Source organism: Lysobacter sp. HDW10 (assembly GCF_011300685.1).
In the GTDB taxonomy this organism is placed as follows: Bacteria; Pseudomonadota; Gammaproteobacteria; order Xanthomonadales; family Xanthomonadaceae; genus Solilutibacter.
Genome location: NZ_CP049864.1, coordinates 2020390 through 2042632, shown reverse-complemented (window position 1 = coordinate 2042632; position 22243 = coordinate 2020390). Strand labels below are relative to the sequence as shown.

Annotated in this window: 22 protein-coding genes and 3 tRNA genes; 13 read left to right on the top strand and 12 right to left on the bottom strand. The window is 56.8% G+C overall.

The window, feature by feature from the left end:
* Position 1: 1 nt before the first annotated feature.
* From uvrC to G7069_RS09865, 5 genes are all read left to right on the top strand, one after another.
* Positions 2 to 1891, top strand: coding sequence for an excinuclease ABC subunit UvrC (gene uvrC / locus G7069_RS09885; RefSeq protein ID WP_166297097.1), 1890 nt, complete (start codon positions 2 to 4; stop codon positions 1889 to 1891).
* Positions 1888 to 2463: a CDP-diacylglycerol--glycerol-3-phosphate 3-phosphatidyltransferase gene (pgsA, locus tag G7069_RS09880; protein WP_166297095.1), complete on the top strand. Its 576-nt coding sequence runs from the start codon at positions 1888 to 1890 to the stop codon at positions 2461 to 2463. Before uvrC ends, pgsA begins: the two co-directional genes overlap by 4 nt.
* A gap of 36 nt (positions 2464 to 2499) precedes the next feature.
* Positions 2500 to 2575, top strand: a tRNA-Gly gene (locus G7069_RS09875).
* A gap of 44 nt (positions 2576 to 2619) precedes the next feature.
* Positions 2620 to 2693 (top strand) — tRNA-Cys (locus tag G7069_RS09870).
* A gap of 85 nt (positions 2694 to 2778) precedes the next feature.
* A tRNA-Leu gene (locus tag G7069_RS09865) sits at positions 2779 to 2865 on the top strand.
* A gap of 8 nt (positions 2866 to 2873) precedes the next feature.
* Here G7069_RS09865 and cueR read toward each other — a convergent pair.
* Together cueR and G7069_RS09855 are read right to left on the bottom strand one after the other, a co-directional pair.
* Positions 2874 to 3266: a Cu(I)-responsive transcriptional regulator gene (cueR, locus tag G7069_RS09860; protein ID WP_166297093.1), complete on the bottom strand. Its 393-nt coding sequence runs from the start codon at positions 3264 to 3266 to the stop codon at positions 2874 to 2876.
* Positions 3263 to 5530, bottom strand: a complete 2268-nt coding sequence (locus tag G7069_RS09855) for a heavy metal translocating P-type ATPase (protein ID WP_166297091.1) — start codon at positions 5528 to 5530, stop codon at positions 3263 to 3265. The genes cueR and G7069_RS09855 overlap by 4 nt, the downstream gene beginning before the upstream one ends.
* A 157-nt stretch (positions 5531 to 5687) precedes the next feature.
* On the opposite strand from G7069_RS09855, the gene G7069_RS09850 reads away from it, so the two are divergent.
* Positions 5688 to 7322, top strand: coding sequence for an FMN-binding glutamate synthase family protein (locus G7069_RS09850; RefSeq protein ID WP_166297715.1), 1635 nt, complete (start codon positions 5688 to 5690; stop codon positions 7320 to 7322).
* 30 nt (positions 7323 to 7352) lie between these two features.
* On the opposite strand, the gene G7069_RS09845 is transcribed toward G7069_RS09850, so the two are convergent.
* From G7069_RS09845 to epmB, 7 genes are all read right to left on the bottom strand, one after another.
* Complete coding sequence (locus tag G7069_RS09845; protein ID WP_166297089.1) at positions 7353 to 7721, bottom strand: hypothetical protein; 369 nt, start codon at positions 7719 to 7721, stop codon at positions 7353 to 7355.
* Positions 7722 to 7824: 103 nt separating this feature from the next.
* On the bottom strand, positions 7825 to 8181 hold the full coding sequence (locus G7069_RS09840) for a TfoX/Sxy family protein (RefSeq protein ID WP_166297087.1): 357 nt from the start codon (positions 8179 to 8181) through the stop codon (positions 7825 to 7827).
* 1 nt (position 8182) lies between these two features.
* Complete coding sequence (gene phaR, locus G7069_RS09835) at positions 8183 to 8674, bottom strand: polyhydroxyalkanoate synthesis repressor PhaR (RefSeq protein WP_166297086.1); 492 nt, start codon at positions 8672 to 8674, stop codon at positions 8183 to 8185.
* Between the two features lie 63 nt (positions 8675 to 8737).
* Entirely contained in the window at positions 8738 to 9478 is a 741-nt protein-coding gene (locus G7069_RS09830) for a beta-ketoacyl-ACP reductase (protein WP_166297084.1), read from the bottom strand.
* A 78-nt stretch (positions 9479 to 9556) separates the two neighbouring features.
* On the bottom strand, positions 9557 to 10417 hold the full coding sequence (gluQRS, locus tag G7069_RS09825; protein WP_166297082.1) for a tRNA glutamyl-Q(34) synthetase GluQRS: 861 nt from the start codon (positions 10415 to 10417) through the stop codon (positions 9557 to 9559).
* A 15-nt stretch (positions 10418 to 10432) separates the two neighbouring features.
* The gene (locus tag G7069_RS09820) at positions 10433 to 12508 is read right to left on the bottom strand and encodes an EAL domain-containing protein (RefSeq protein WP_166297080.1); all 2076 of its coding nucleotides are present in this window, start codon (positions 12506 to 12508) and stop codon (positions 10433 to 10435) included.
* Between the two features lie 86 nt (positions 12509 to 12594).
* Complete coding sequence (gene epmB, locus G7069_RS09815) at positions 12595 to 13605, bottom strand: EF-P beta-lysylation protein EpmB (protein ID WP_166297078.1); 1011 nt, start codon at positions 13603 to 13605, stop codon at positions 12595 to 12597.
* A gap of 92 nt (positions 13606 to 13697) precedes the next feature.
* Here epmB and efp point away from each other — a divergent pair, with 92 nt between their 5' ends.
* The 6 genes from efp to folE2 all read left to right on the top strand — a co-directional run bounded on the left by efp (position 13698) and on the right by folE2 (position 18624).
* A complete protein-coding gene (efp, locus tag G7069_RS09810; RefSeq protein WP_166297076.1) occupies positions 13698 to 14264 on the top strand; it encodes an elongation factor P in 567 nt (188 codons plus the stop codon).
* An 86-nt stretch (positions 14265 to 14350) separates the two neighbouring features.
* The gene (locus G7069_RS09805; protein WP_166297074.1) at positions 14351 to 15697 is read left to right on the top strand and encodes a TRZ/ATZ family hydrolase; all 1347 of its coding nucleotides are present in this window, start codon (positions 14351 to 14353) and stop codon (positions 15695 to 15697) included.
* On the top strand, positions 15694 to 16401 hold the full coding sequence (ubiG, locus tag G7069_RS09800) for a bifunctional 2-polyprenyl-6-hydroxyphenol methylase/3-demethylubiquinol 3-O-methyltransferase UbiG (RefSeq protein WP_166297072.1): 708 nt from the start codon (positions 15694 to 15696) through the stop codon (positions 16399 to 16401). Before G7069_RS09805 ends, ubiG begins: the two co-directional genes overlap by 4 nt.
* A gap of 1 nt (position 16402) precedes the next feature.
* Complete coding sequence (gene gph / locus G7069_RS09795) at positions 16403 to 17065, top strand: phosphoglycolate phosphatase (protein WP_166297070.1); 663 nt, start codon at positions 16403 to 16405, stop codon at positions 17063 to 17065.
* A complete protein-coding gene (locus G7069_RS09790; RefSeq protein WP_166297068.1) occupies positions 17065 to 17694 on the top strand; it encodes a hypothetical protein in 630 nt (209 codons plus the stop codon). The genes gph and G7069_RS09790 overlap by 1 nt, the downstream gene beginning before the upstream one ends.
* Positions 17695 to 17703: 9 nt before the next feature.
* A complete protein-coding gene (folE2, locus tag G7069_RS09785) occupies positions 17704 to 18624 on the top strand; it encodes a GTP cyclohydrolase FolE2 (protein WP_166297066.1) in 921 nt (306 codons plus the stop codon).
* Positions 18625 to 18636: 12 nt separating this feature from the next.
* Here the strand turns inward: folE2 and G7069_RS09780 are convergent, their stop codons facing one another.
* Genes G7069_RS09780 through yidD form a run of 3 tightly spaced genes read right to left on the bottom strand, consistent with a single transcriptional unit; the run spans position 18637 to position 21037 of the window.
* Positions 18637 to 19461 (bottom strand): M23 family metallopeptidase, encoded by an 825-nt coding sequence (locus G7069_RS09780; protein ID WP_166297064.1) that lies wholly within the window; start codon positions 19459 to 19461, stop codon positions 18637 to 18639.
* Positions 19458 to 20804: a dihydroorotase gene (locus G7069_RS09775; RefSeq protein ID WP_166297062.1), complete on the bottom strand. Its 1347-nt coding sequence runs from the start codon at positions 20802 to 20804 to the stop codon at positions 19458 to 19460. Before G7069_RS09775 ends, G7069_RS09780 begins: the two co-directional genes overlap by 4 nt.
* Positions 20789 to 21037: a membrane protein insertion efficiency factor YidD gene (gene yidD / locus G7069_RS09770; protein ID WP_205758716.1), complete on the bottom strand. Its 249-nt coding sequence runs from the start codon at positions 21035 to 21037 to the stop codon at positions 20789 to 20791. Before yidD ends, G7069_RS09775 begins: the two co-directional genes overlap by 16 nt.
* 107 nt (positions 21038 to 21144) lie before the next feature.
* Here yidD and dksA point away from each other — a divergent pair, with 107 nt between their 5' ends.
* Positions 21145 to 22242: an RNA polymerase-binding protein DksA gene (gene dksA, locus G7069_RS09765; protein WP_166297060.1), complete on the top strand. Its 1098-nt coding sequence runs from the start codon at positions 21145 to 21147 to the stop codon at positions 22240 to 22242.
* Position 22243: the final 1 nt, after the last annotated feature.

Sequence of the window (22243 nt, the reverse complement as noted above, 5' to 3'; positions counted from 1 at the left end):
CATGACTGAGCAACCGCCCGTGCCCTTCGACGGTAAGGCGTTCGTCAAACATCTGACCAATGCGCCTGGCGTCTACCGCATGTACGGTGCGGACGATCAATTGCTGTATGTCGGCAAAGCCGCTTCACTCAAGAAACGCGTTTCAAGCTATTTCTCAAAGGCGCACAACGGTCGCATTGCGCTGATGGTCTCGCAGATCCAGCGCATGGAAGTGACGGTGACGCGTTCTGCAAGCGAAGCCTTGCTCGTTGAGAACGAACTGATCAAAGCGCACAAGCCGCGCTACAACATTCTGCTGCGTGACGATAAGAGCTATCCCTATGTGTTGGTGACCGCAGGTGCGTGGCCGCGCATCAAGTCGCATCGCGGCACGCGCGCGGGCAAAGGGCGGTTCTATGGGCCTTACCCGAGCGTGCTTGCGGTGCGCGACACATTGAATCTGATGCATCGCTTGTTCAAGCTTCGCAATTGCGAGGACAGCGTCTTCAAGAATCGCAGCCGTCCCTGTTTGCAGTATCAGATCGGTCGCTGCACTGCGCCCTGTGTCGGTTTGATTTCAGAGCAAGACTATGCCGAAGACGTACGTCGGGCCGAATACTTTCTGTCGGGTCGAAGTGATGCACTGACACAAGAACTCACGACGCAGATGCATGAAGCGAGTGAAGCTTTGGAATTCGAGCGCGCGGTTCAACTTCGCGACTTGATCGGCAGTATTCGTAAGCTCCAAGCGCGTGAGAGTGTTGAGAATCCGGAAGGGGATTTGGATGTGCTCGCCGCAAGCATTCTCGGCGGCACCGCGTGCGTCGTCTTGCTCTCGGTGCGCGACGGTCGCAATCTAGGCACGCGCACATTCTTTCCGAAGCTCAATGGACATTCCGATGTGTCCGATGCCTTGGGTGCGTTTTTGTCGCAGTACTACTTCGAACACGCGCCGCCGCGCGAAATCGTGGTGGACCGAGACTTCGACGATCGCGAGATTCTGCAGGCTGCGCTGACGGAGGCTTCTGGGCGCGCGGTTCAAGTGCGGACGCAAGTGCGCGGAAGACGCGCCGTGCTGCTCGATATGGCGCGTCGAAATGTCGCCACCGCCGTCAACACAGAAAACGCAAGCCAAGGTGCGCAGGCTGCACGTGTGGCGTCGTTGGTTGAGCTCTTGGGCCTCACAGCAACACCCAAGCGCGTGGAATGTTTCGATATCAGCCACACGCAAGGCGAGGCGACGGTGGCGTCATGTGTGGTGTTTGACGAGAAAGGCGCAGTGCGCGACCAATATCGCCGCTACAACATCACCGGCATTACACCAGGTGATGACTATGCCGCCATGCACCAAGCCTTGTCGCGTCGTTTCCGTCCCAAGGACACCTTGCAAGAAACCGAAGCTGAGCGCGTCGCAGAAGCATCAGAAGGACCGCGCTTGCCAGATGTGCTCTTGATTGATGGCGGGGAAGGACAGCTCAAACAAGCGCGTGACGTGATGCGTGAACTCGGCGTCGAAGGCGTGGTGCTCGTCGGTGTCGCGAAAGGTGAAGCACGCAAGGCAGGGCACGAAACCTTGATCTTGGACGACGGGCGGGAAGTGCAGCCGGGTGCGTTTTCCCCCGCGCTGCAGTACATCCAGCAAGTGCGCGATGAAGCGCATCGATTTGCAATCACAGGCCATCGAGGCAAACGACAAAAAGCACGCACGTCGAGCAAACTGGAAGAAATCGAAGGCATTGGGCCGCGAAAACGCGCTGCATTGCTGAAATATTTCGGCGGATTGGGCGGATTGAAGTCCGCATCCGTGCTCGACATCGCAAAGGTGGAAGGAATCAGTGAAGCCTTGGCCGAAAGGATTTATGCTGGTCTCCATGGCATTGAGGCCATGGACCCAGACGGAACGCAAGGATGAGAATCACAATTCCCACCATGTTGACGATTGCGCGTATCGTCATGATCCCGGTCTTGGTGGTGTGTTTCTATCTTCCGTATAAGTGGGCCAACATCGCCGCCGCCGCGCTCTTTGCCTTGGCGTCGATCACCGACTGGTTAGATGGATGGATCGCACGTCGCTACCACCAGTATTCGGCGTTTGGTGCATTTCTTGATCCGGTCGCCGACAAACTCATGGTGGCCGTGGTCTTGCTGATCATTGTGCAAAAGCATCCCACCATCTGGATGGCGATGTGGGCGGCCGTCATTATTGGCCGCGAGATTGCCGTGTCTGCGTTGCGCGAATGGATGGCCGAAGTGGGTGAGCGCGGGAAAGTCAAAGTCGCAGCCATCGGGAAATTCAAAACCGTTGCGCAAATGGTGGCCTTAACTGGCCTGCTGTATGAAGACAATTTCCTCGGTATTCCTGTCTTCAGAATTTCGGACTATTTACTTGCGATTGCGGCTTTGTTGACCTTGTGGTCAGGATTGGCCTATCTCGCGGCGGCATGGCCGACGCTTACGCGCGGCGAAGGCAATCCAAATAGTTGACAAGTTCGTTTCAGTGGCTAAAATAGCCCACTCAATGCGGGAATAGCTCAGTTGGTAGAGCACGACCTTGCCAAGGTCGGGGTCGAGGGTTCGAGTCCCTTTTCCCGCTCCAAATTCGAAACCCCGGCACTGCCGGGGTTTCTTTTTCCAGTCACCGGCCGGGTGGCAGAGTGGTTATGCAGCGGATTGCAAATCCGTGTACGCCGGTTCGATTCCGACCTCGGCCTCCATCGCAAGATGGATTTCAAAGCCCGGCTTAGCCGGGTTTTTTAATGGCTGTGAGTCAAGCCGTTCAGTGTGAGAAAATCAACGCGGGCTCGGATGGCGAAATTGGTAGACGCAACGGACTTAAAATCCGTCTCCCGCAAGGGAATGTGGGTTCGATTCCCACTCCGAGCACCACCACTGATTCACTGGCTGTGTTGAAGCCCCTCCAAGATGGGGCAGTCCGGGCGACTATCACCGGCGCAACACTTGACCAGGTTGCGCAATGTATCCGTCATTTGCTGCATCTGTTGCATCCGACTTTCCAAATCTTCAATGTGCGCTTGCGCTAAACGTTTGACGTCTGCGCTTTGCCTATCGGTGTCATGCCACAGTTCGAGCAATGTCGTGATCTCGGCGACGGAGAATCCGAGATCGCGTGCGCGTCGAATGAAGTGAAGTCTGTGAATGTCGGACGGCCCGTAAGCGCGATAGCCCGAAAATGTGCGGTCTGCCTTCGGAATCAAACCGATCTGCTCGTAGTAACGAATCATCTTGGCTGACACGCCGGTGGCTTTGGATGCTTCACCAATGTTCATTCAATCACCTGCATCACTTCGGGTTGGAATCGACGAAGGCGCAAAGCGTTGCCCAACACGAAGACACTCGACAGCGCCATGGCGCCCGCGGCAAAGACCGGCGACAGCAAGACACCGTTGAACGGGTACAAGACGCCGGCCGCAATCGGAATCAACGCAACGTTGTATCCAAATGCCCAGAACAAGTTCTGACGAATGTTTTTCAACGTGGCCTTCGATAGGGCAATGGCAGTAGGCACCGTGTGCAAGTTGCCAGACATCAAGACAACGTCTGCAGATTCCATGGCGATGTCGGTGCCGCTGCCGACAGCGATGCCGATATCCGCTTCAGCGAGTGCTGGCGCATCGTTGATGCCATCACCGATAAATGCCACAACGCCGTGTGCCTTGCGCAAGCGGCGAACGGCACTGACTTTGCCGTCCGGCAGTACTTCGGCAATGACTTCATCGATGCCTAACTGCTTGGCAATTGCCTCCGCAGTACGTTGATGGTCGCCGCTGATCATCGCAACCTTGAGGCCTTGCGCATGCAACGACGCAATCGCGCTGCGTGTGCCGGGCTTCACTTGATCGGCAACGGCAAGGACAGCCACGAGTGCGCCATCGATCGCCACATAGATCGGTGATTTTGCTTCTTCAGCCATCCGCGCAGCAGTCGCGGCGAACGCACTGATGTCCAACTTCAATTGACGCATGAATCGATCCGCGCCGACTTCGATGCGTGTGCCGTCCACATCGGCGCGTACGCCGAATCCGGTGACCGATTCGAATTGCGTGACCGAACCCAAGGCCAATGCGCGTGCTTCTGCCGCAGCGACAATGGCACCCGCAATCGGGTGTTCAGAGCGCGATTCGACGGCCGCAACCTTCGCCAGTACATCGTTGGCGTCGTAGCCTGACATCACTTCCAGATCTGCCAACACGGGCTTGCCCTCAGTGAGGGTGCCGGTTTTGTCGAAGGCGACCACCTGCACATCTTTCAGCGTCTGCAGCGCTTCGCCCTTGCGAAACAGAATGCCAAGCTCGGCACCCCGTCCGGTCCCGACCATGATCGACGTCGGTGTCGCGAGCCCCATGGCGCAGGGGCAGGCAATGATCAGCACCGCAACCGCATTGACGAGAGCGAAGGCGAGGGCAGGTGTGGGTCCGAAGACGAGCCAGATCAAAAATGTCAGTGTGGCCGCGGCCATCACGGCAGGCACAAACCACAGTGTGATCTTGTCAACCCAACTTTGAATCGGAAGCTTCGCGCCTTGCGCTTGCTCAACCATGCGGATGATTTGCGCGAGTAAGGTTTCACTGCCAACCGCAGTGGCACGTAGGGTCAAACTGCCTTTTTGATTCATGGTGCCGGCAATAAGACGCTGGCCTTTGCGTTTCAGTGTCGGCACGGGTTCGCCTGTGATCATTGATTCGTCTACATAGCTTTCGCCATCCAGCACTTCACCATCCACGGCAACACGCGCGCCCGGCTGTATTTCAAGCACATCGTTAACCTTCACCTGTTCAATCGGCACAGATTCGATTTTTCCATTTCGATGCACGCGCGCGGTGTTCGGTTGCAGACCTACCAAACGTTGGATCGCTTCCGAAGTACGACCTTTCGCACGTGATTCGAGATATCGCCCGAGCAGGACGAGCACGATAATCATCGCTGCAGCTTCGAAATACACATTGGCAGTGCCTGCCGGTAACACGGAAGGTGCAAAGGTGGCCACGGTGGAGTAGCCAAACGCTGCAGAGGTGCCGACCGCGACCAAGGCGTTCATATCGGGCGCACGACGTACGAGGGCGGGGATGCCTGTGCTGAAGAAACGCCTGCCTGGCACGGCAAGGACAAGCAAGGTGAGTACAAATTGCAGATACCAGCTGTTCTGCATGCCGATCGTGTTTGAGATCCATGCATGCATGGACGGAATGATGTGCGCACCCATTTCCAGGACGAAGACAGGCAGCGTTAGCGCGGCGGCCAACACAAGGTCTCGACGGATACGGATACCTTCCGCGACCTTCTTTTCTTTTGCAGCCGCGGTCTCCTGTGCCGTGGACGCGACAGGGTGAGCGCTGTAGCCCGCCTTTTCGATGGCTTGGCGAAGGGCCTCGAAACTGGCAGTGCCGTGCACGGTGGCGCGTTCGGTGGCCAGATTGACGGCAGCCGTGGACACGTCTGGGAGGGTGTTCAGGGCCTTCTCTACCCGTGCGGCGCAGGAAGCGCAGGTCATGCCTTCAATGGCGACTTCAATGGGCGCGTCTGTGGATTTCATGGTGATCTGCATCCGTTTCTTTATCAGGTGCCTGACAGGATGAAGGTTGACATCATTGGAATGTCAAGCGCGTGAAACGGGTGCGTTCGGCCGGTGCCTTGATGATGTCTTTCCCCAAAGCTGCGAAACTGAGGTGTCCTCTCAATTCCGCGTGACTATGCTCCGATACTCGGCCTACTTCATCTCCCTCGCAGGGTTGGTGCTTTCAACGCTTGCGGGCCTGATGCTGCATTCAAACGGCTGGTGGATTCTGGTGTGCATCTTCGCTGCGCTGTCCGCCTTGGGGACTTGGGATCTGCTGCAGAAAAAGACCACCTTGCGCCGGCTCTATCCGGTGTTGGCGCACTTTCGCTACGGCCTCGAGTCCATTGGCCCGGAAATTCGGCAGTACTTCATCCAGCGCGATATTGAAGAAGTGCCGTATTCGCGTGATCAGCGCGCACTGGTATACCAGCGTGCGAAAGGCGTCTCAGACGTCGTGCCGTTTGGTAGCGAGCTCGACATGTACGGCGACAAGTACGAATGGATCAACCATTCGATGGCGCCCACACCCCATCACGAGCACGACTATCGCATTCGCATTGGCGGCGAGAAGGTCACGCAACCTTATTCGGCCAGCGTCTTCAGCATTTCGGCGATGAGCTTCGGCGCGCTTTCGGCCAATGCGATTCGTGCGCTCAACAAGGGCGCCAAGATGGGTCATTTCAGTCACGACACGGGCGAAGGATCGATTTCTCCCTATCACCGCGAATTTGGCGGCGACTTGGTGTGGGAAGTGGGTTCCGGCTACTTCGGATGCAGAAACGAAGATGGCACTTTCAATCGGGAACTGTTTGCGAAAAACGCGCAAGACCCGCAAGTCAAAATGGTTGAGTTGAAGTTGTCCCAAGGCGCGAAGCCGGGTCATGGTGGCGTCTTGCCTGCGGCCAAAGTCACGGAAGAAATTTCAATCACGCGCGGCGTGCCGATGGGGCAGGACTGTGTTTCGCCAGCGCGACATTCCGCGTTCTCGACACCGATCGAATTGCTGCAATTGATCGACGATATGCGCACGATGTCCGGCGGTAAGCCGGCAGGGTTCAAGCTTGCGATCGGCCATCCCTGGGAGTGGTTTGGCATTGTCAAAGCGATGCTGGAAACCGGGCTGTTGCCGGATTACATCGTGGTGGATGGTGCGGAAGGCGGCACAGGGGCGGCGCCGTCTGAGTTCATCAACCATGTCGGCCTGCCGATGCGCGAAGGCTTGATGCTCGTCCAACACACGCTGGTCGGCGCAGGGCTTCGCGACAAGATCCATCTCGGCGCAGCGGGGCGTATTACCGGTGCATTTGAGATTGCGCGCACCATGGCCTTGGGGGCGGATTGGTGTAATGCAGGTCGTGCCTTCATGTTCTCGCTCGGCTGCATTCAATCGCTGAGTTGCCACAACGATTTGTGTCCGACGGGGATTGCCACACAGAATCCGCATCGTTGGACGCGCCTTGATGTGGAAGACAAAGCACAGCGCGTTGCAAACTTCCACGAAAACACCTTGAAGGCATTGCGCGACATGTTGTGTGCCGCAGGCTTGCAGCATCCCAGTCAATTGGGGCCGGAACATATCTTGCGTCGCGTCACGCCGACCGAAATTCGTTCCTTGGCCAGCTTGTATCCCGCCGTGCATGCAGGTGCGCTATTGGGCGATACCTTGCCGGATCACGCCGTGTTCCAACACTTTTGGCGTGAAGCGCGCGCGGATACATTTGCCCCGCCGACAAAGGTGTCAGAGCTCTGGGCGTCTCGCGCAAATTAGAGGGTCGAAACTCGGTGCACTAAGGCGCGATTACTTCGCGCCTTTTTCTTTCGCCAATTCTGCATATTGCGCTTTGGCGAAGCCATTGCAGCTTTGAATCTTTGCGTTCATAAAGGTCTTGTTGGGCTTTTTCGGCGAGCCCATCTTGTCCATCATTTCGCCCGACCATTCAGTGAATTGCTTCTGCGTCACTGCGCTCTTCTGCATTGACCAAGACATCAAGCCTTGCAGCTTTTTCAGATCGTTGCGGTGCGATGCATTGGCGGGCACTTGCTCGGCAATTTTGTACATGGCAAAGCATTGCGAGGCCTGCTTGCCGGCATCGAGACCGGCAGCTGAAGCGAGTGCGGGCACAGTCAGTGCAACTGCGGCCAAGCGCGTCAAGAAACGAATCGTCATGTTTGGAAACTCCCACGACACATCGGGTGCCGCTTGCTGGAAAACAGTGTGGCGCGTCGACTTAGAGCGGAATGTGAATGGCTGAACGACGCAAGGTTTAGGTTCAGCTCTTCGGCTTGCGTGCGCGACTGCGCTCAGGTTTGGGCTTTTTGATTTTCGGGGCCGGCAGTGCCTTTTCGGTCTCGATCAACAGCGTGCGCAAGGCATCGGTGTCATCGAGCAACTCATCGGCCACCGGATAGTCTTTTGCGCCAGGGTAGGGCGGTCGCATGGGCAGATGTCGCGTCAAATGCTGCGTGCCGTCTGCCGCTTTTATAAACAGACTGTTGTCGCAAATGAAGGCGATGATCTTGCCTTCCAAATACACACCGTACTCGCCAAACATCGGTTTGCAGGTCAGCGCATCACCAAGCGCGGCTTGTTCGAACACATAGTCAACGAAACTGCGTTCGGTGGACATCTTATTTTCCGCTGCGGCGCTTCTGTGTTTCTTCGTCTTTGTTCGTTTGCGGGTTGGACGGATTGAGGAATTGCGATTGCATGTCCTTCCACACTTCCATATTTCGCTCGGCCAGTTGATTCATCATGGTCCAAGGCGATGGGCCTAACATGCCGCCGAATTGCTGCCGAAACTGTGCTTGTTGATCCATGAAAAGCTGCATGCTGCGTTCAAGATAGTTGCCCATGAAGCCTTGCATGCTGTCACCGTACAAACGAATGATTTGACTCAGCATCGGCGTCGTCAACACGGGTTCACCCGACTGCTCGTGCTCGGCAATAATTTGCAGCAGCACCTGACGCGTCAGATCGTCGCCTGTCTTGGCATCGCGCACTTCGAAATCGAGCCCGTCCAGAATCAGCTGGCGAACATCTTCGACGGTGATGTAGCTGGAGATTTCTGTGTCGTATAAACGACGGTTCGGATACTTCTTGATGACTCGTAGCTTATTCATGCGTTGACCTGATGCAGGCGCCGTAGATGACGCGCTGCACCATTGTGCATGGTTTCAAGCGCTTTACCAACCCATGTGGTGGCCGCCGTTGATATCCAGATTCGACCCCGTGATCCAGCTGGCTTGGTCACCGGCCAAGAACACCACCCCATAGGCAATTTCTTCGGGGGTGCCCAGACGACCCGTGGGGATGTCGGCAATGATCTTGTTACGGACTTCCTCGGGCACGGCCATAACCATATCGGTGGCGATGTAGCCCGGAGAAATGGTGTTGACGGTAATGCCGTTGCGGGCATTTTCACGCGCGAGTGAAATCGTGAAGCCGTGCATGCCCGCCTTGGCGGCAGCGTAGTTCGCTTGGCCGTACTGGCCTTTCAAGCCATTGATAGAGCTAATTTGAATAATTCGGCCCCACTTGCGTTCACGCATGCCTTCAATCACGGGCCGGGTCACGTTGAAGCAAGAATTGAGGTTGGTATTGATGACGTCGCCCCATTGGTCGGACTTCATGCGATGAAAGGTGCTGTCGCGGGTGATACCTGCGTTGTTGACCAGCACTTCAATGGGACCCAGTGCGGCTTCAACGGCTTTCACCATCGACTCGGCGTCTTCGGCCGAGGTGACATCGCCTTTGACGATAAAGACATCGAAGCCCTGCGCTTTCATGTCAGCCTGCCATGCGCGACCGCGTTCTTCGTTTCGGTAATTGGTGGCGACCCGATGGCCCTGCTGCGATAGCTGCTTGACGATTGCGGTACCGATTCCGCCCATACCGCCGGTGACAAATGCAACGCGTGATGACATAACGAGCCTCCTGGAACCATTCGGAATTCAATGTCTTTGATTCTAGGCTTCAAAGGTTTCGATTCGCGTTAGTGCGTCTCAAGCCTGTACCGAATCGGTTGGAATGCGATGGACCTCAAAGCGATCAATCGCCCGTTGCAACCAAATTTCAACTGGGAGTTGTGCGTCGTCAGGTACTGCTTCTTGGCCTAGAATTTGCCACGCTTGTTGCAGGTGTCGCGTTGCATTCACTGCGGTAATTGCCTCGGAATTAAGGCTTTTCGAGTATTTCTTGCCTTCGTCGTCCAGCAGCAGTGGCAGGTGCAGATAGGTGGGTGTTGGCAGTGACAAATACTGTTGCAGAAGCCTCTGTCGCGCCGTTGAATCCAGCAGGTCTGCACCGCGCACAACTTCGGTGATCTGTTGCGCTGCGTCATCGATGACGACCGCCAATTGGTAAGCCCAATGACCATCCGAACGCTTCAGGACGAAGTCGCCAACGCATTCGTCGACACGTTGAGACTGCGAGCCGCGCAGAACATCTTCAAATTGAATCGTGCACTGTGCAGGCACGCGGAGGCGCCAAGCGGGATCCGGTCGACGCTGTCCGGCCACGCAGTGGCGATGAATACCGCCCTGCGCAATGAGGTCAGTTCTGCTGCAGTGGCACTCGAATGCACGGTCTTGCGCAATCAGCGCATTGAGCGCGTCTTGGTAGAGGTGGCCACGGTCAGACTGGCGAACAATGTCGCCGTCTGCATGGAATCCAAGTACGCCGAGCTGTTCGAGCTGCTGGCTCGCTGCGCCAGGGATTTCGCGTGTGCGATCGACGTCTTCAATTCGAACGCGCCACGTACCGCCGGCACGTTTGGCGTGTACGTAACTGCCGAGTGCCGCGACCACCGAGCCCGCGTGCAGCGGACCGGTAGGCGAGGGTGCGAATCGGCCGCTGATGTGCATCGCAATGCGGCTGAATTAGAACTCGAATTCGAGATTCGGTCCGGGGGGTGACAGGAAGTTGCCTTCGACAAACTCGACGCTATTGGTGAACAGGGTGGTCATCGAAGCGGTATCTGACACCTGCGGTGCAATGGTCGGGATACCTGCGGCTTTGGCCGCTTCTGCCAACTGGCGCACTTTGTTTTGCTGTTCGGGTGACTTGGCAAAGTCCGTCATGAAGCTGACATCGAGTTTGACGAATTTCGGCTTCAAATGCGCCATCAGTTGGAACGAGTTAAGACCGGCACCGAACTGACCGATGACCAAGCCACTACCGATTTTGTCCAAAGCCGTCTTGAGTTCTGCGGCCTGCACGAGTTGTGTCGACACGCTGGACTCGTGCGTGAGCAACAGCAATTGACCCGGCTGCAAGTTGTACTTCGAGATGACGGCACCCACTTCATCCGCAAGCGCAGGATCCGACAAGGCGGATTTACTGATTTGCGCCAAAATTCGAGTGAGGGGTTCGGTCACGTTCGAAGCCAAAGTTTGCGCGGCGCGATCGATCACGATGCTGTCGATTTCACGAATCATGTCGCGTTCTTCTGCAATCGCCAAAAATGCGCCGGGTGCGATGGCTTCGCCGGACACGTCGAGCAAGCGCAAATAAGACTCATAGAAGGGCTGCGGATCGCCGAGCAAGTTCGCAATGGGTTGGAAGTGCAGAATCAACTGGTTCGAATCGATCGCTTGGCGAATGCGTTGCACCCACGCTTCGATACGCGCCTCTTCGGCACGGTCCACTTCGCTTGGATCGAACATTTCAAAGCGATTACCGCCAAGGCCGACGGCGGTATTGATGAGGTCTTCAGCACGGCGCAAGACACGCGTCACTTGCGCATTGCGTTCACCGATTTGCACCGCAGCGACACTGGCCGTGGCTGTAATCGATTGGTCTTCAATTTTGAAGATATTTGCGCGAACCACGTCAACAATCGATTCGGCGAGCGCGCGCGTTTCTGTGTGCGGCGCATGACGAACCAAGATCGCAAGCGAAGACTCACCCAAGCGCGCAAGCTCCGCCTTTTCCGTCATGAGCGGGCGGATTCGATCGCCCAAGGCACGCATGAATTTGTCGGCCGCATCCATGCCCAGCTGATTGAGCAACTGGCTGTAATGATCCAATTGAATCTGCAACAGGCCATGCACATCGCCATTGCTCGCTGCGCCAGACACGGCGTGCTCAAGCGATTGCAAGAAGGTCGGGCGATTGATCAACCCGGTCGCCACGTCGCGGCGCTTCAGATCATCGATCTCTTGGGCAAGATCGGCAGACAGCTCTTGGCGACGGAAGATGATTTGAAGGCAGGCTTCACCTTCATATTCGGCATGCGAGAACTCCATCGACGCGGCGAAGTTCTTGCCTTCTGCATCGCGTGCTTGAACTTCCTGACGATCATCCGTCGATACTTCGCCTTTGGAAAAGCCTTTCAGGAGTTTCTTGAAGCGATCGGAATCCGAGGGCGCAATCATGTCAAGGATCGACATGCCTTCAACGTCTTCGAAATCTTCGTAGCCGAACATTTCCAAATAAGCCGGGTTGGCGCGAATATGCATGCCCTCGTGCACATAGGCGATCGGCTCACGCGAGGAGTCAATCAATGCATCGCAACGACGCTCGCTTTCGCGCAAGCTCGCTTCAAGTCGGCGCAGGTCACGGCGGCCGGTCAACAATTGGAATTCGCGTTGGACGACCTTCAAGACGTTGCCGGGTACCCAGCTCAGGGCCAAAGCATCGACGCCCATGCGGATCGCTTCAGACACGCTTTCTTGTTCGAACTTCTCCAACACCATGATCACGGGCAGGTCTTTGCCGGTCTTGTGGACTTCTTCAACCAAGAGTTTGAACGGGACGAGCGTGCTGTTCTGTTGGGAAATGACCAACTCAAAAGATTGTTGGGTGAGGCAGCTCAAGAGCTCATCAGTGGAGGCAGGACGGGTGGCACGAACAGGCAGCCCTTCATTTCGCAAGCCGCTGACCAACGCTTCCGCATCTTCTGGCCTGTCATCAATGACAAGGACGCGGATGGTTAGATTTTCCTGTTTTGCCATTGCACTGGGATCCTGGGGCTGAATCTTTGGAAAGCAGACACACTCTTTATAAGCGAAATTTTAGTCTGTTATGAAGTCGTCGTCCTTCAGGCCAACAAATCTTTGCTGTCGTGGCCTTCGGTTTCACGCGCAAGTCTGGGCACCAGATAACCGGGCAAACGTGCGCGCAATCCCACTATCAACGCTTTTGCGTCTTGTTCGTTGACTTCAAAGTGCGCGGTGCCATGCACACGATCTAATAAGTGTAGGTAGTAAGGCAAGACGCCCTGCGCATAAGCCTTTTCACTCAAATCTGCGAGCGCGTCTACCGAATCGTTGACGCCACGCAACAAGACCGCTTGGTTCAACAGCGTGACATGTGGCAATCGAATGCGCTGGAGCGCTTCGGCAACCGCGCGGTCGAATTCATTCGCATGGTTCGCATGCACGACCCAAGTGACGGGTCGCTCAATGGTACTGAGCCAAGTGACCAACGCATCATCGACACGCTCGGGCAACACGACGGGCAGGCGCGAGTGGATGCGCAAACGTTGCACATGGTCGACACGCGAGAGCTGGGTGGTGAGTGCCGATAGCTTGGGCGTAGACAGCGACAGGGGATCGCCCCCTGACAAGATGACCTCCGTAATCGAACTGTCATACGCTATGTAGGCGACAGCAGCATCCCAGTCGTTGATCGAGGCCGTTTCGTCGGCATAGGGGAAGTGGCGTCGAAAGCAGTAGCGGCAGTGGATGGCACAACTGCCGGTCGTGACCAGCAAGACACGGCCCGCATATTTGTGCAGGACCCCGTGCGCAGCCAGAGCTTTTCCGTCGCCCACTGCGTCGAAACTGAAGCCCGGAACGTCCAAACACTCGGCGTCCAATGGCAGCACCTGCCGGAGCAGGGGGTCGTGGGGGTCACCCGAGACCATGCGCGCCACGAAAGCTTCCGGAACCCGCAAGGGGAATTGCGCCCGTGCCTCGGCGGACACCGTGGCCGACAAATGACCCAAGTTCAGGCGCGAGAGCAAGTCGTAGGGGTCGGTCACGGCATTGCGCCAAGCGGCTTGCCAGCTCGGTTCGGACTTTTGGGCGGGGAGGGCTGCAGGTATCATTGACGGTCTAATTCCGGGCAGGATGTCCGGGGACACTATTTTATTCGGTTGCGGCACGTTGCTTCGACCCCCAGCTTCAGGAGATACCGGCGATGGCCACTTTGGGTATGAACGACGTCAAGAACGGCCAAAAGATTTTGGTCAACAACGACCCTTGCGTCATTACGGAAACCGAATACGTGAAGCCGGGCAAAGGCCAAGCCTTTACGCGCATGAAGTTTCGCAACATTAAGAACGGCCGCGTGCAAGAAATCACCATGAAGGCGACCGATAGCGTAGAAGTCGCGGACGTGATGGACACCGATATGCAGTATCTCTACAGCGATGGCGAATACTGGCACTTCATGAATCCGGAGAGTTTTGAACAGGTGCAAGCCGACAAATCCGGTATGGGCGGCGCTGAAAAGTGGTTGAAGGGCGAAGAAGACTGTGTCGTGACCTTGTGGAATGGCACGCCGATCGCTGTGCAGCCGCCGAACTTTGTTGAATTGAAAATTACCGAAACCGATCCGGGCGTCCGTGGTGATACCTCGGGTGGCGGCGGTAAGCCGGCGGTGTTGGAAACCGGCGCGGTCGTTCGTGTGCCCTTGTTCGTCGGTCAAGAAGAAATCATCAAAGTCGACACGCGCAGCGGCGAATACGTGAGCCGCGTGAAGTAATACAGTTCCAAGAAGGTGTCTTGGCGTCGCGTCAAGCATGTTGACGCGCTACGCAAAGCGCCGCTATTTGGAAGAGTCGAGAGAAGATGCAAAAAGAAAACGCACCGCAAGCTTGTGATGTTCTGATTGAAGCCGGCTATGTGGTGCCGGTGGTGCCGCACGCGGTCGTGCTGGAAGCGCATGCCGTAGTGATTCGTGACGACGCCATCGTCGATATCCTGCCGATTGCAGAGGCGCATCAACAGTACACCGCTGCGAAAACCGTGCGTCGCCCGAATGCCGCATTGATTCCAGGCTTCGTGAATGCCCATACGCACAACCCGATGAGTCTGATGCGGGGCGTGGCCGATGATCTGCCGCTCAAGGTTTGGCTGCAACAACACATTTGGCCGATCGAAGGTGCCGTGATCGGGCCGGACTTTGTCGAAGCGGGCTGTACGCATGCGGTCGCTGAAATGCTGCGCTGTGGCACGACGACCTGTAACGAAAACTACTTCTTTCCGGACATCCAAGCCAAGACCTATGAGGCACTGGGCTTCCGTGTCCGAGTCGGGCTGCCGGTGATTGATTTCCCCACAGCGTGGGCAAAGGACGACGATGAGTACTTTGCGCGCGCCGAAGAAGTGCATCATGCGCTGAACGGCAAGCCGCTGATCACCACGTCCATGGCACCACATGCGCCGTACACCGTTGACGATGACAATTTCGCGCGTGTCAGAGACATGTCGGAAAAGCTCGGTATTCCGGTGCATTTGCATTTGCACGAAACAGCGCAAGAAGTCGAGCAATCCATCGCCGACTACGGTGTGCGGCCCATTGAACGCCTGCGACGTCTCGGTTTGATTAACCGAGGGTTGATGGCGGTCCATATGACGCAACTCACCAACGAAGAAATTCATTTGTGTTCTGAGCACGGTGTCAGCGTTGTGCATTGCCCCGAATCCAACCTCAAGTTGGCTTCTGGATTCTGCCCGGCATGTGCCTTGATGAAGGCCGGCGTGAATGTGGCGATCGGTACCGATGGCGTCGCCAGCAATAACGACCTCGACATGATTGGCGAAACCCGCACGGCGGCAATTTTGGCCAAGGCAGTGGCAGACGACGCCTCAGCACTGTCCGCGCCCGAGGCTTTGCGTGCCGCGACCCTGGGTGGCGCAAAGGCCATGCATCTGGACCATGCCATTGGTTCCATCGAAATCGGCAAACAAGCGGATCTCGCCTGCATTGATTTGTCATCCGTCGAAACGCAGCCGCTGTATCACGTGATTTCTCAAATCGTTTACGCGGCTACGCGCAATGATGTCAGCGACGTTTGGATTGCAGGCAAGCAAAAATTGGAACAGCGCATCTTGGTCGACATGGATGAGCAAGCCGTATTGGCCAACGCCCGCACGTGGCAGAAAAAAATCGCTGCCGTGGGAGCCGCGCGATGACGGTGCACGTCAACGCACGCCAAGCCGAACTCGATAAGTTTGGTGCACTGGCCAGTCGCTGGTGGGACGCGCAAGGCCCACAAAAAGCACTGCACGTGCTGAATCCGGTGCGACTTGCCTATATCGAAGCGCAAGCACCGCTTGCCGGTGCCAAGGTGCTGGATGTCGGCTGTGGCGGTGGACTATTGAGTGAGGCCATGGCGCGCAATGGTGCAGACGTCACCGCGATTGATTTGGCACATGAGTTGATCGAAGTGGCGAAGTTGCACGCTTTGGATGCGGGCGTGGATGTCGAGTACTTGCTGACACCGGTAGAAGACTTGGCTGAAACACGCGCAGGCCAGTACGACGTTGTGACCTGCATGGAAATGCTCGAGCACGTCCCAGATCCCGGTGCCATTTTGGCGGCCTGTGCGCGCTTGTTGAAGCCCGGTGGCACCTTGTGTATGTCCACATTGAATCGCACGCCTGCGGCCTTTGCATTGGCCATTGTCGGGGCCGAGTACGTGGCGCGACTGTTGCCGACAGGCACGCACCAGTACCGTGACTTCATCAAGCCCGCTGAATTGGCACAAGGCGTGCGCGATGCAGGGCTCAGCTTGGACGACGTGCGCGGCATTGAGTACCTGCCGTTGGTGAGCCGTGCGCGCTTGAGCACGAGAACCGACATCAACTATCTCGCGACTGCGCGGAAACCTGTTTGAGATGGCGGGTTTTCCCAAGGTTGTGCTGTTCGATCTAGACGGCACTTTGTTAGACAGCGCGCCCGATATGTTGGCGACGATCAATGTGATGAAAGCCGCACGCAATGCTGCGCCTATGGCCTTGGTCGATCTGCGTCCGCATGTGTCGAAAGGTTCACGCGCCATGATTGGTGCGGCATTCCCGGAATGGGATGAAGCCACTCGCATTGCACACGTGCCGGAATTCTTGTCGGTGTACGCCAAAGAATCAGGTGCACACGGGCGTCCGTTTGCGGGCGTCGAGGCCTTTCTGCAAACACTCGAAGACGCAGGCGTGCGTTGGGGCATCATTACCAACAAGCCCGAAGGTCTTGCGCGCGATATCGTCGAAAAACTCGGCTGGATGACGCGCAGCGAAGTATTGATCGGCGGTGACACATTGGCAGAACGCAAGCCGCATCCGATGCCACTCTTGCACGCTACTGCAGACATGGGTGTCTCAGTCGACCAGTGTGTGTACGTCGGAGACGACGAGCGCGATATTCAAGCCGCGCGCGCCGCCGACATGCGTTCGATCGTCGCGTTGTGGGGTTACCGATTAGAAGGCGATGATCCTGAAACTTGGGGTGCCGATCTGATGATCGATGACATTTCCACACTTGTTGCTGCAGACGTGTGGCCCTGATGTCGGATACAACGGTGACGCTGCAGGCCGCGCGTGACAAGTGGTGTGCACATTGGCCCGAATGGGAAATCGCCGAGCTTTTTGTGCCTGCGAATACACGCGAAATGGCATGGGTCTGGTTTGCGTGGCTCGATGAGTTGGCGATGGCCGCTTGGTCGGGCGAGGATGCGACACCGGGCTTGGCCAAGCTCGCCTGGTGGCAAGAAGAACTGCGCGGCTGGGCCAAGGGCGCGCGTCGTCACCCATTGAGCAGTGTGCTGCAGCCTTTAAACGTTGATTGGGGCAGCATTGCCAACGAAATGGGTGCACTCAGAGAACGCGATGCGGGCATCTCAGGCGATATCGACGCCGTCGCGCGAACACTGGATGGCTTTGCGCGATCTGTCGCGATGGCGGAGCACAGGGTATTCGGCGGCACGTTTGCCGTTCAACCTGAACGACTGCTCAGAACGATGATGATTTCAGCCGGTCGTGTGCCGAACGCCACACTCGGTGAGGGCAATGCGCATGGCCCACGTGCGCGGCGCCTGTTGGATTCGGTCGCCGATCGTCGCGTCACAGCCTCAAACGGCAAGGTCGGACGTTTCAGTGTGCTATGGGCCAGTTGGCGTGCAGCACGTAGCGGCTAAAATAGTGAAATGAAAGACACAAGCGTTTCGCGTAAGGCCTTGCCCGATGTGGCATTTGATCAAGCTGATTTTGCAAGACCTTTGGATTGGGTCGGAATGGCTGGCATGGCCATGCCCATTGAGGTCTCTGAAGGCGTGCGTGTGCCGGCGATGGTGGATGTCGAAGTCAATCTCAATGATGCAGAGGCACGTGGGATTCACATGTCGCGTCTGTATCTCACTTTGCAATCAGACGTCGCAAACGGTTTATTCACTACCCAGCGTCTGTCTGAAGTGTTGGCGGATTGCGTGGCATCACAAAGTGGTCTGGCAAACGCTGCACGGATTCAAGCGCGCTTCCTCCACTTGATTGATCGCAAGGCGTTGATCAGCCAATACTCGGGTTGGAAACAGTATCCGGTGCGTGTGCGTGCGGTGCGCAAGGAAGCGATTGAACAGTTCGAACTCCGCGTCGACATCGACTATTCAAGTACGTGTCCTGCATCCGCTGCGTTGTCACGTCAAAAGAATGCAGAAGCGTTCTTGACGAAGTTTGGTGACACGCCGACGGATTCACACGCAATTTCAGAATGGATGCGATCCAGTGAGGGCATGGCGGCCACGCCGCATGCGCAAAGAAGTCGCGCCGAAGTCACGCTGACGCTGAATACCTGCACCATTGCGTTGCCAATCGAAGCGCTCATCGACATCGTTGAAGACGCATTGGGCACACCTGTGCAAACCGCCGTGAAGCGGGAAGACGAGCAAGCCTTCGCCGAACGCAACGCGCAAAACCTGATGTTCTGTGAAGATGCATCGCGTCGAATTGCGGCCGCACTGTCGCATCGCACAGACTTGGGCTGCGAATTCGCAGTGCGCGTGGCACATATTGAAAGCTTGCATGCGCACGATGCAGTGGCATCGGTGCGCGGGAAGATCATCGCCAAATAAGGCGCGGGCGCGTTATTGGCCTTGCACCATCAACAACGGGTCCACGCGCGTTTCAAACCAGCTCATGCCCCAATGCAAATGGGGACCCGTGGCGCGTCCGGTAGCGCCCACCGCGCCGAGAATATCGCCTTGTTTCACCACATCGCCGACTTTGACGTCGATGCGCGACATGTGCAGGTAATTGGTGCTGACGCCGAAACCATGATCGAGCACGACTGTGCCGCCGGTGAGATATAGATCCGGGTTCGCGAACGTAATGACGCCATCTGCGGGTGCTTTGATGGGCGTGTCTTTGGCCGCAGCAATATCGGCACCCGAATGCGCCGCGCCCGGCTGTCCGTTGTACACGCGTCTATTGCCGAACTGGCCACTGATTCGGCCTTTGACGGGCCAAATAAAGGTTTGCAGAAAGTCTTCCCGGTTGTCGTTGCGCTTGCGTGCTTCGACCACGCTGGCTTGCTCGCGCGCAATGCGTTCGGCAATGGCAGGCGGTGGGTTCACGGTCGCGGGCGGCACACCGTTCACGCGCTGCTCCACCCATTCTTTAGGCAGCACTTTGACTTGCTTTGAATAGGATTCGTGAGCCGTCGTGGTGAAGGTGACGCGTACGCTGCCTTTCGTTTCGCGGGGCACCGCGAAAACGAATGCGCCGTCAGCGCCGACTCGGATATCTTTGTCAAAAACTGAAACGCGTGCACCCACAGGTGCATGACCGATCACCAGGCTGCCTTCCAGCGCTTCAGTCGGCAGTGAAATCACGCGCGACGTGTCGATCGACTGTGCATGTGCGGTGGCGCTCGCCAATACAAAAAACAGCAGGCGCCACAGGTGCCTCATCGGGCAAATTCCATGCGTCGACCCGCCGATGCATTGAGGATTGCCGTGCCGTCCCACGCCAATTCACCGTTCACCCAAGTCGATGCGATGCGGTGATGAAAGGTCTGACCCTCAAACGGCGACCAACCGCATTTGCTCAACACCTCTTCACGTTTGACCGTGAAGGGTTTGGATTCAACCAAGACCAAATCGGCATAGCCACCTTCGCGAATAAAGCCACGGTCTTTGACATCAAAAAGTTGCGCCGGTGCGTGCGCGAATTTCTGCACCACTTGCGAGCGGGTGAGGGCACCTTCATGTGCGCGCTCAAGGGCCGAGATCAATGCGTATTGCACCAATGGCAAGCCGCTGGGCGCTTTCGCGTAGGGCGATTGCTTCTCTTCCAAGGTATGCGGGGCATGATCGGTGGCCAGCACATCCAGCACGTCTTCCGCCAAGGCTTGCAGAATGGCCAAGCGATCCGATTCGTCTTTAATCGCCGGATTACATTTGATGAAGTTTCCGAGCGTGGCGTAGTCGGCACGATCGAAATGTAAGAAGTGCACGCAGGTTTCTGCCGTGATGCGTTTGCGCGTGCCATCCGCACGAATCAACGGGCCGCGTTCAAACAAGGCCAATTCATCTGCTGTCGAAATGTGCAGCACGTGCAATCGCGCATCGTGCTTGCGGGCGAGTTCCAAAGCCAAGCGCGTCGATTTGATGCAAGCTTCGCGGCAACGAATGTCCGGATGCTGCTCGGCACTCAATGCATCGCCGTATTCCGCTTGGTACTTGGCCATCATTGCGTCGATCATCGGGGTGTCTTCGCAATGCGTAATGATCGGCACAGGGGCCGCGGCGAAAATGCCGTTTAGGGTTTCCGGGTTGTCCACCAACATGTTGCCCGTTGATGCACCCATAAACACTTTGACGCCAGGTGTCGCCAGCGGGTCAATCACTTTGATGTGTTCTAAGTTGTCGTTGCTTGCGCCCATGTAGAAGCCATAGTTGCCAGCGCTTCGACCTTTGGCATTCGCATATTTGGCTTCCAAGACGTCTGCGGACAGCGTGGGCGGCACGGTATTCGGCATATCCATGAAGCTGGTGATGCCACCCGCCACCGCAGCGCGCGATTCTGTTGCCAAGTCGCCCTTATGCGTCAGGCCGGGGTCACGAAAGTGGACTTGATCGTCAACCATACCGGGCATCAACCACGCGCCCTTGGCATCGCGCACTGTTTCGCCGGGTTTGCTCGCCAAGGCATCACCAATCAATGCAATGCGGTCGCCTTCAATACGCAAATCGGCGACGTACTCCCGTCCTTCGTTCACAATGCGCGCGTTGGTGATCAATGTCGATGACATTTCGGCTCCTTGTCGGTTTTTTCGGGTACGGGATCGATCCCACCAGGATTGAGGGGATGACAGCGCACGATACGTTTCATTGTGAGCCAACCGCCGTGAAGTGGACCGAAGCGTTGAATCGCTTCGATACCATACGTAGAGCAACTGGGGTAAAAACGGCAGCGTGGTCCCAACAGCGGACTCAGCAATCGCTTGTAAATGCGAATGCAAAAAATGAGGATTTCTGAAATCACAGCAATTCAACGCCGCGTGGCGCAGTATCTCCGGCTTGCGGGCGAGGGGTACTTAGGCTATAACAGCCGACGTCCCGCGCTCAAGGGACTTCAGTAAGGACGGATTCGTGGCAGTCAAGAAAACAGCAAAGAAAGCAGTGAAAACCACTGCGAAGACCAGCACCAAGGCCAAGGCGCCCGCCAAGAAGTCGGCACCTGCAAAGAAACCGGTCGTGGCAAAGAAAGTGGTGAAGCCGGCCGCGAAAGCGGTCAAGTCGGCCAAACCCGCTGCTAAGCCAGTCGCCAAAGCGGCCAAAAAGACCGTGAAAGCACCTGTGAAGGTCGCCAAGAAGCCCGTCGTTGCCAAAGCACCTGCGAAAAAGGCTGCGCCTGCAAAGGCTGTGGCGAAGGCTGCAAAGCCCTCGGCGAGCAAAGCGCCTGCGAAGAAAGCAGTCGTCGTTGCCAAGAAGGCCCCCGTTGTTGCAGTGAAGAAGACTGCACCGGTCAAAGCCGCGCCCGTAAAGGCGGTCAAAGCACCGGCTAAGAAAGCTGCACCGGCACCCGTTGCCAAGCCCGCACCGACGCCGGCACCGGCACCGGCACCGGTCAAGAAGTCGGCCAGCGTCGCAGCTCCGGCAAAGAAGAGCGGTAAGAAGGCCGTCGCACCGGCACCGGCACCGCGTCCGATTCCGCCGGCACCGCCGCGCGAACGCCCGACCGGCAAAACCCTGATCGCCAAGACGCCGACCGAAAAAGTCGCGCCGAAGTCGTCCAAGGTCAAAGTCGTCAAATACGACATTGATCGCGAAACCAAACGCCCGATTTTGCCGGCCGGCTACAAGCCGTCGGTGGAAGAGGAATACATGAATCCGCTGCACATCGAGTACTTCCGTCAGAAGTTGCTCGATCGTCGCGCTTCTTTGGTGGCCGAATCGAAGCAAACGATCGAAAGCCTGAAAGAAGAAGTGCGCGATGTGGGTGATGATGCCGAACGCGCCAGCCGTGAAACAGAAAATGCGTTGGAACTGCGCGAACGCGATCGCAACCGCAAAATGATCGGCAAGCTCGATTCAATCTTGCGTCGCATCGATAACGGCGACTACGGCTACTGCGTCGATACCGGTGAAGAAATCGGCCTCGAACGTTTGGAAGCACGCCCGGAAGCCGAGCGCACCTTGGATGCGCAAGGCCGTCGCGAACACCTGCAACGTCAGTTCAGCGACTAAG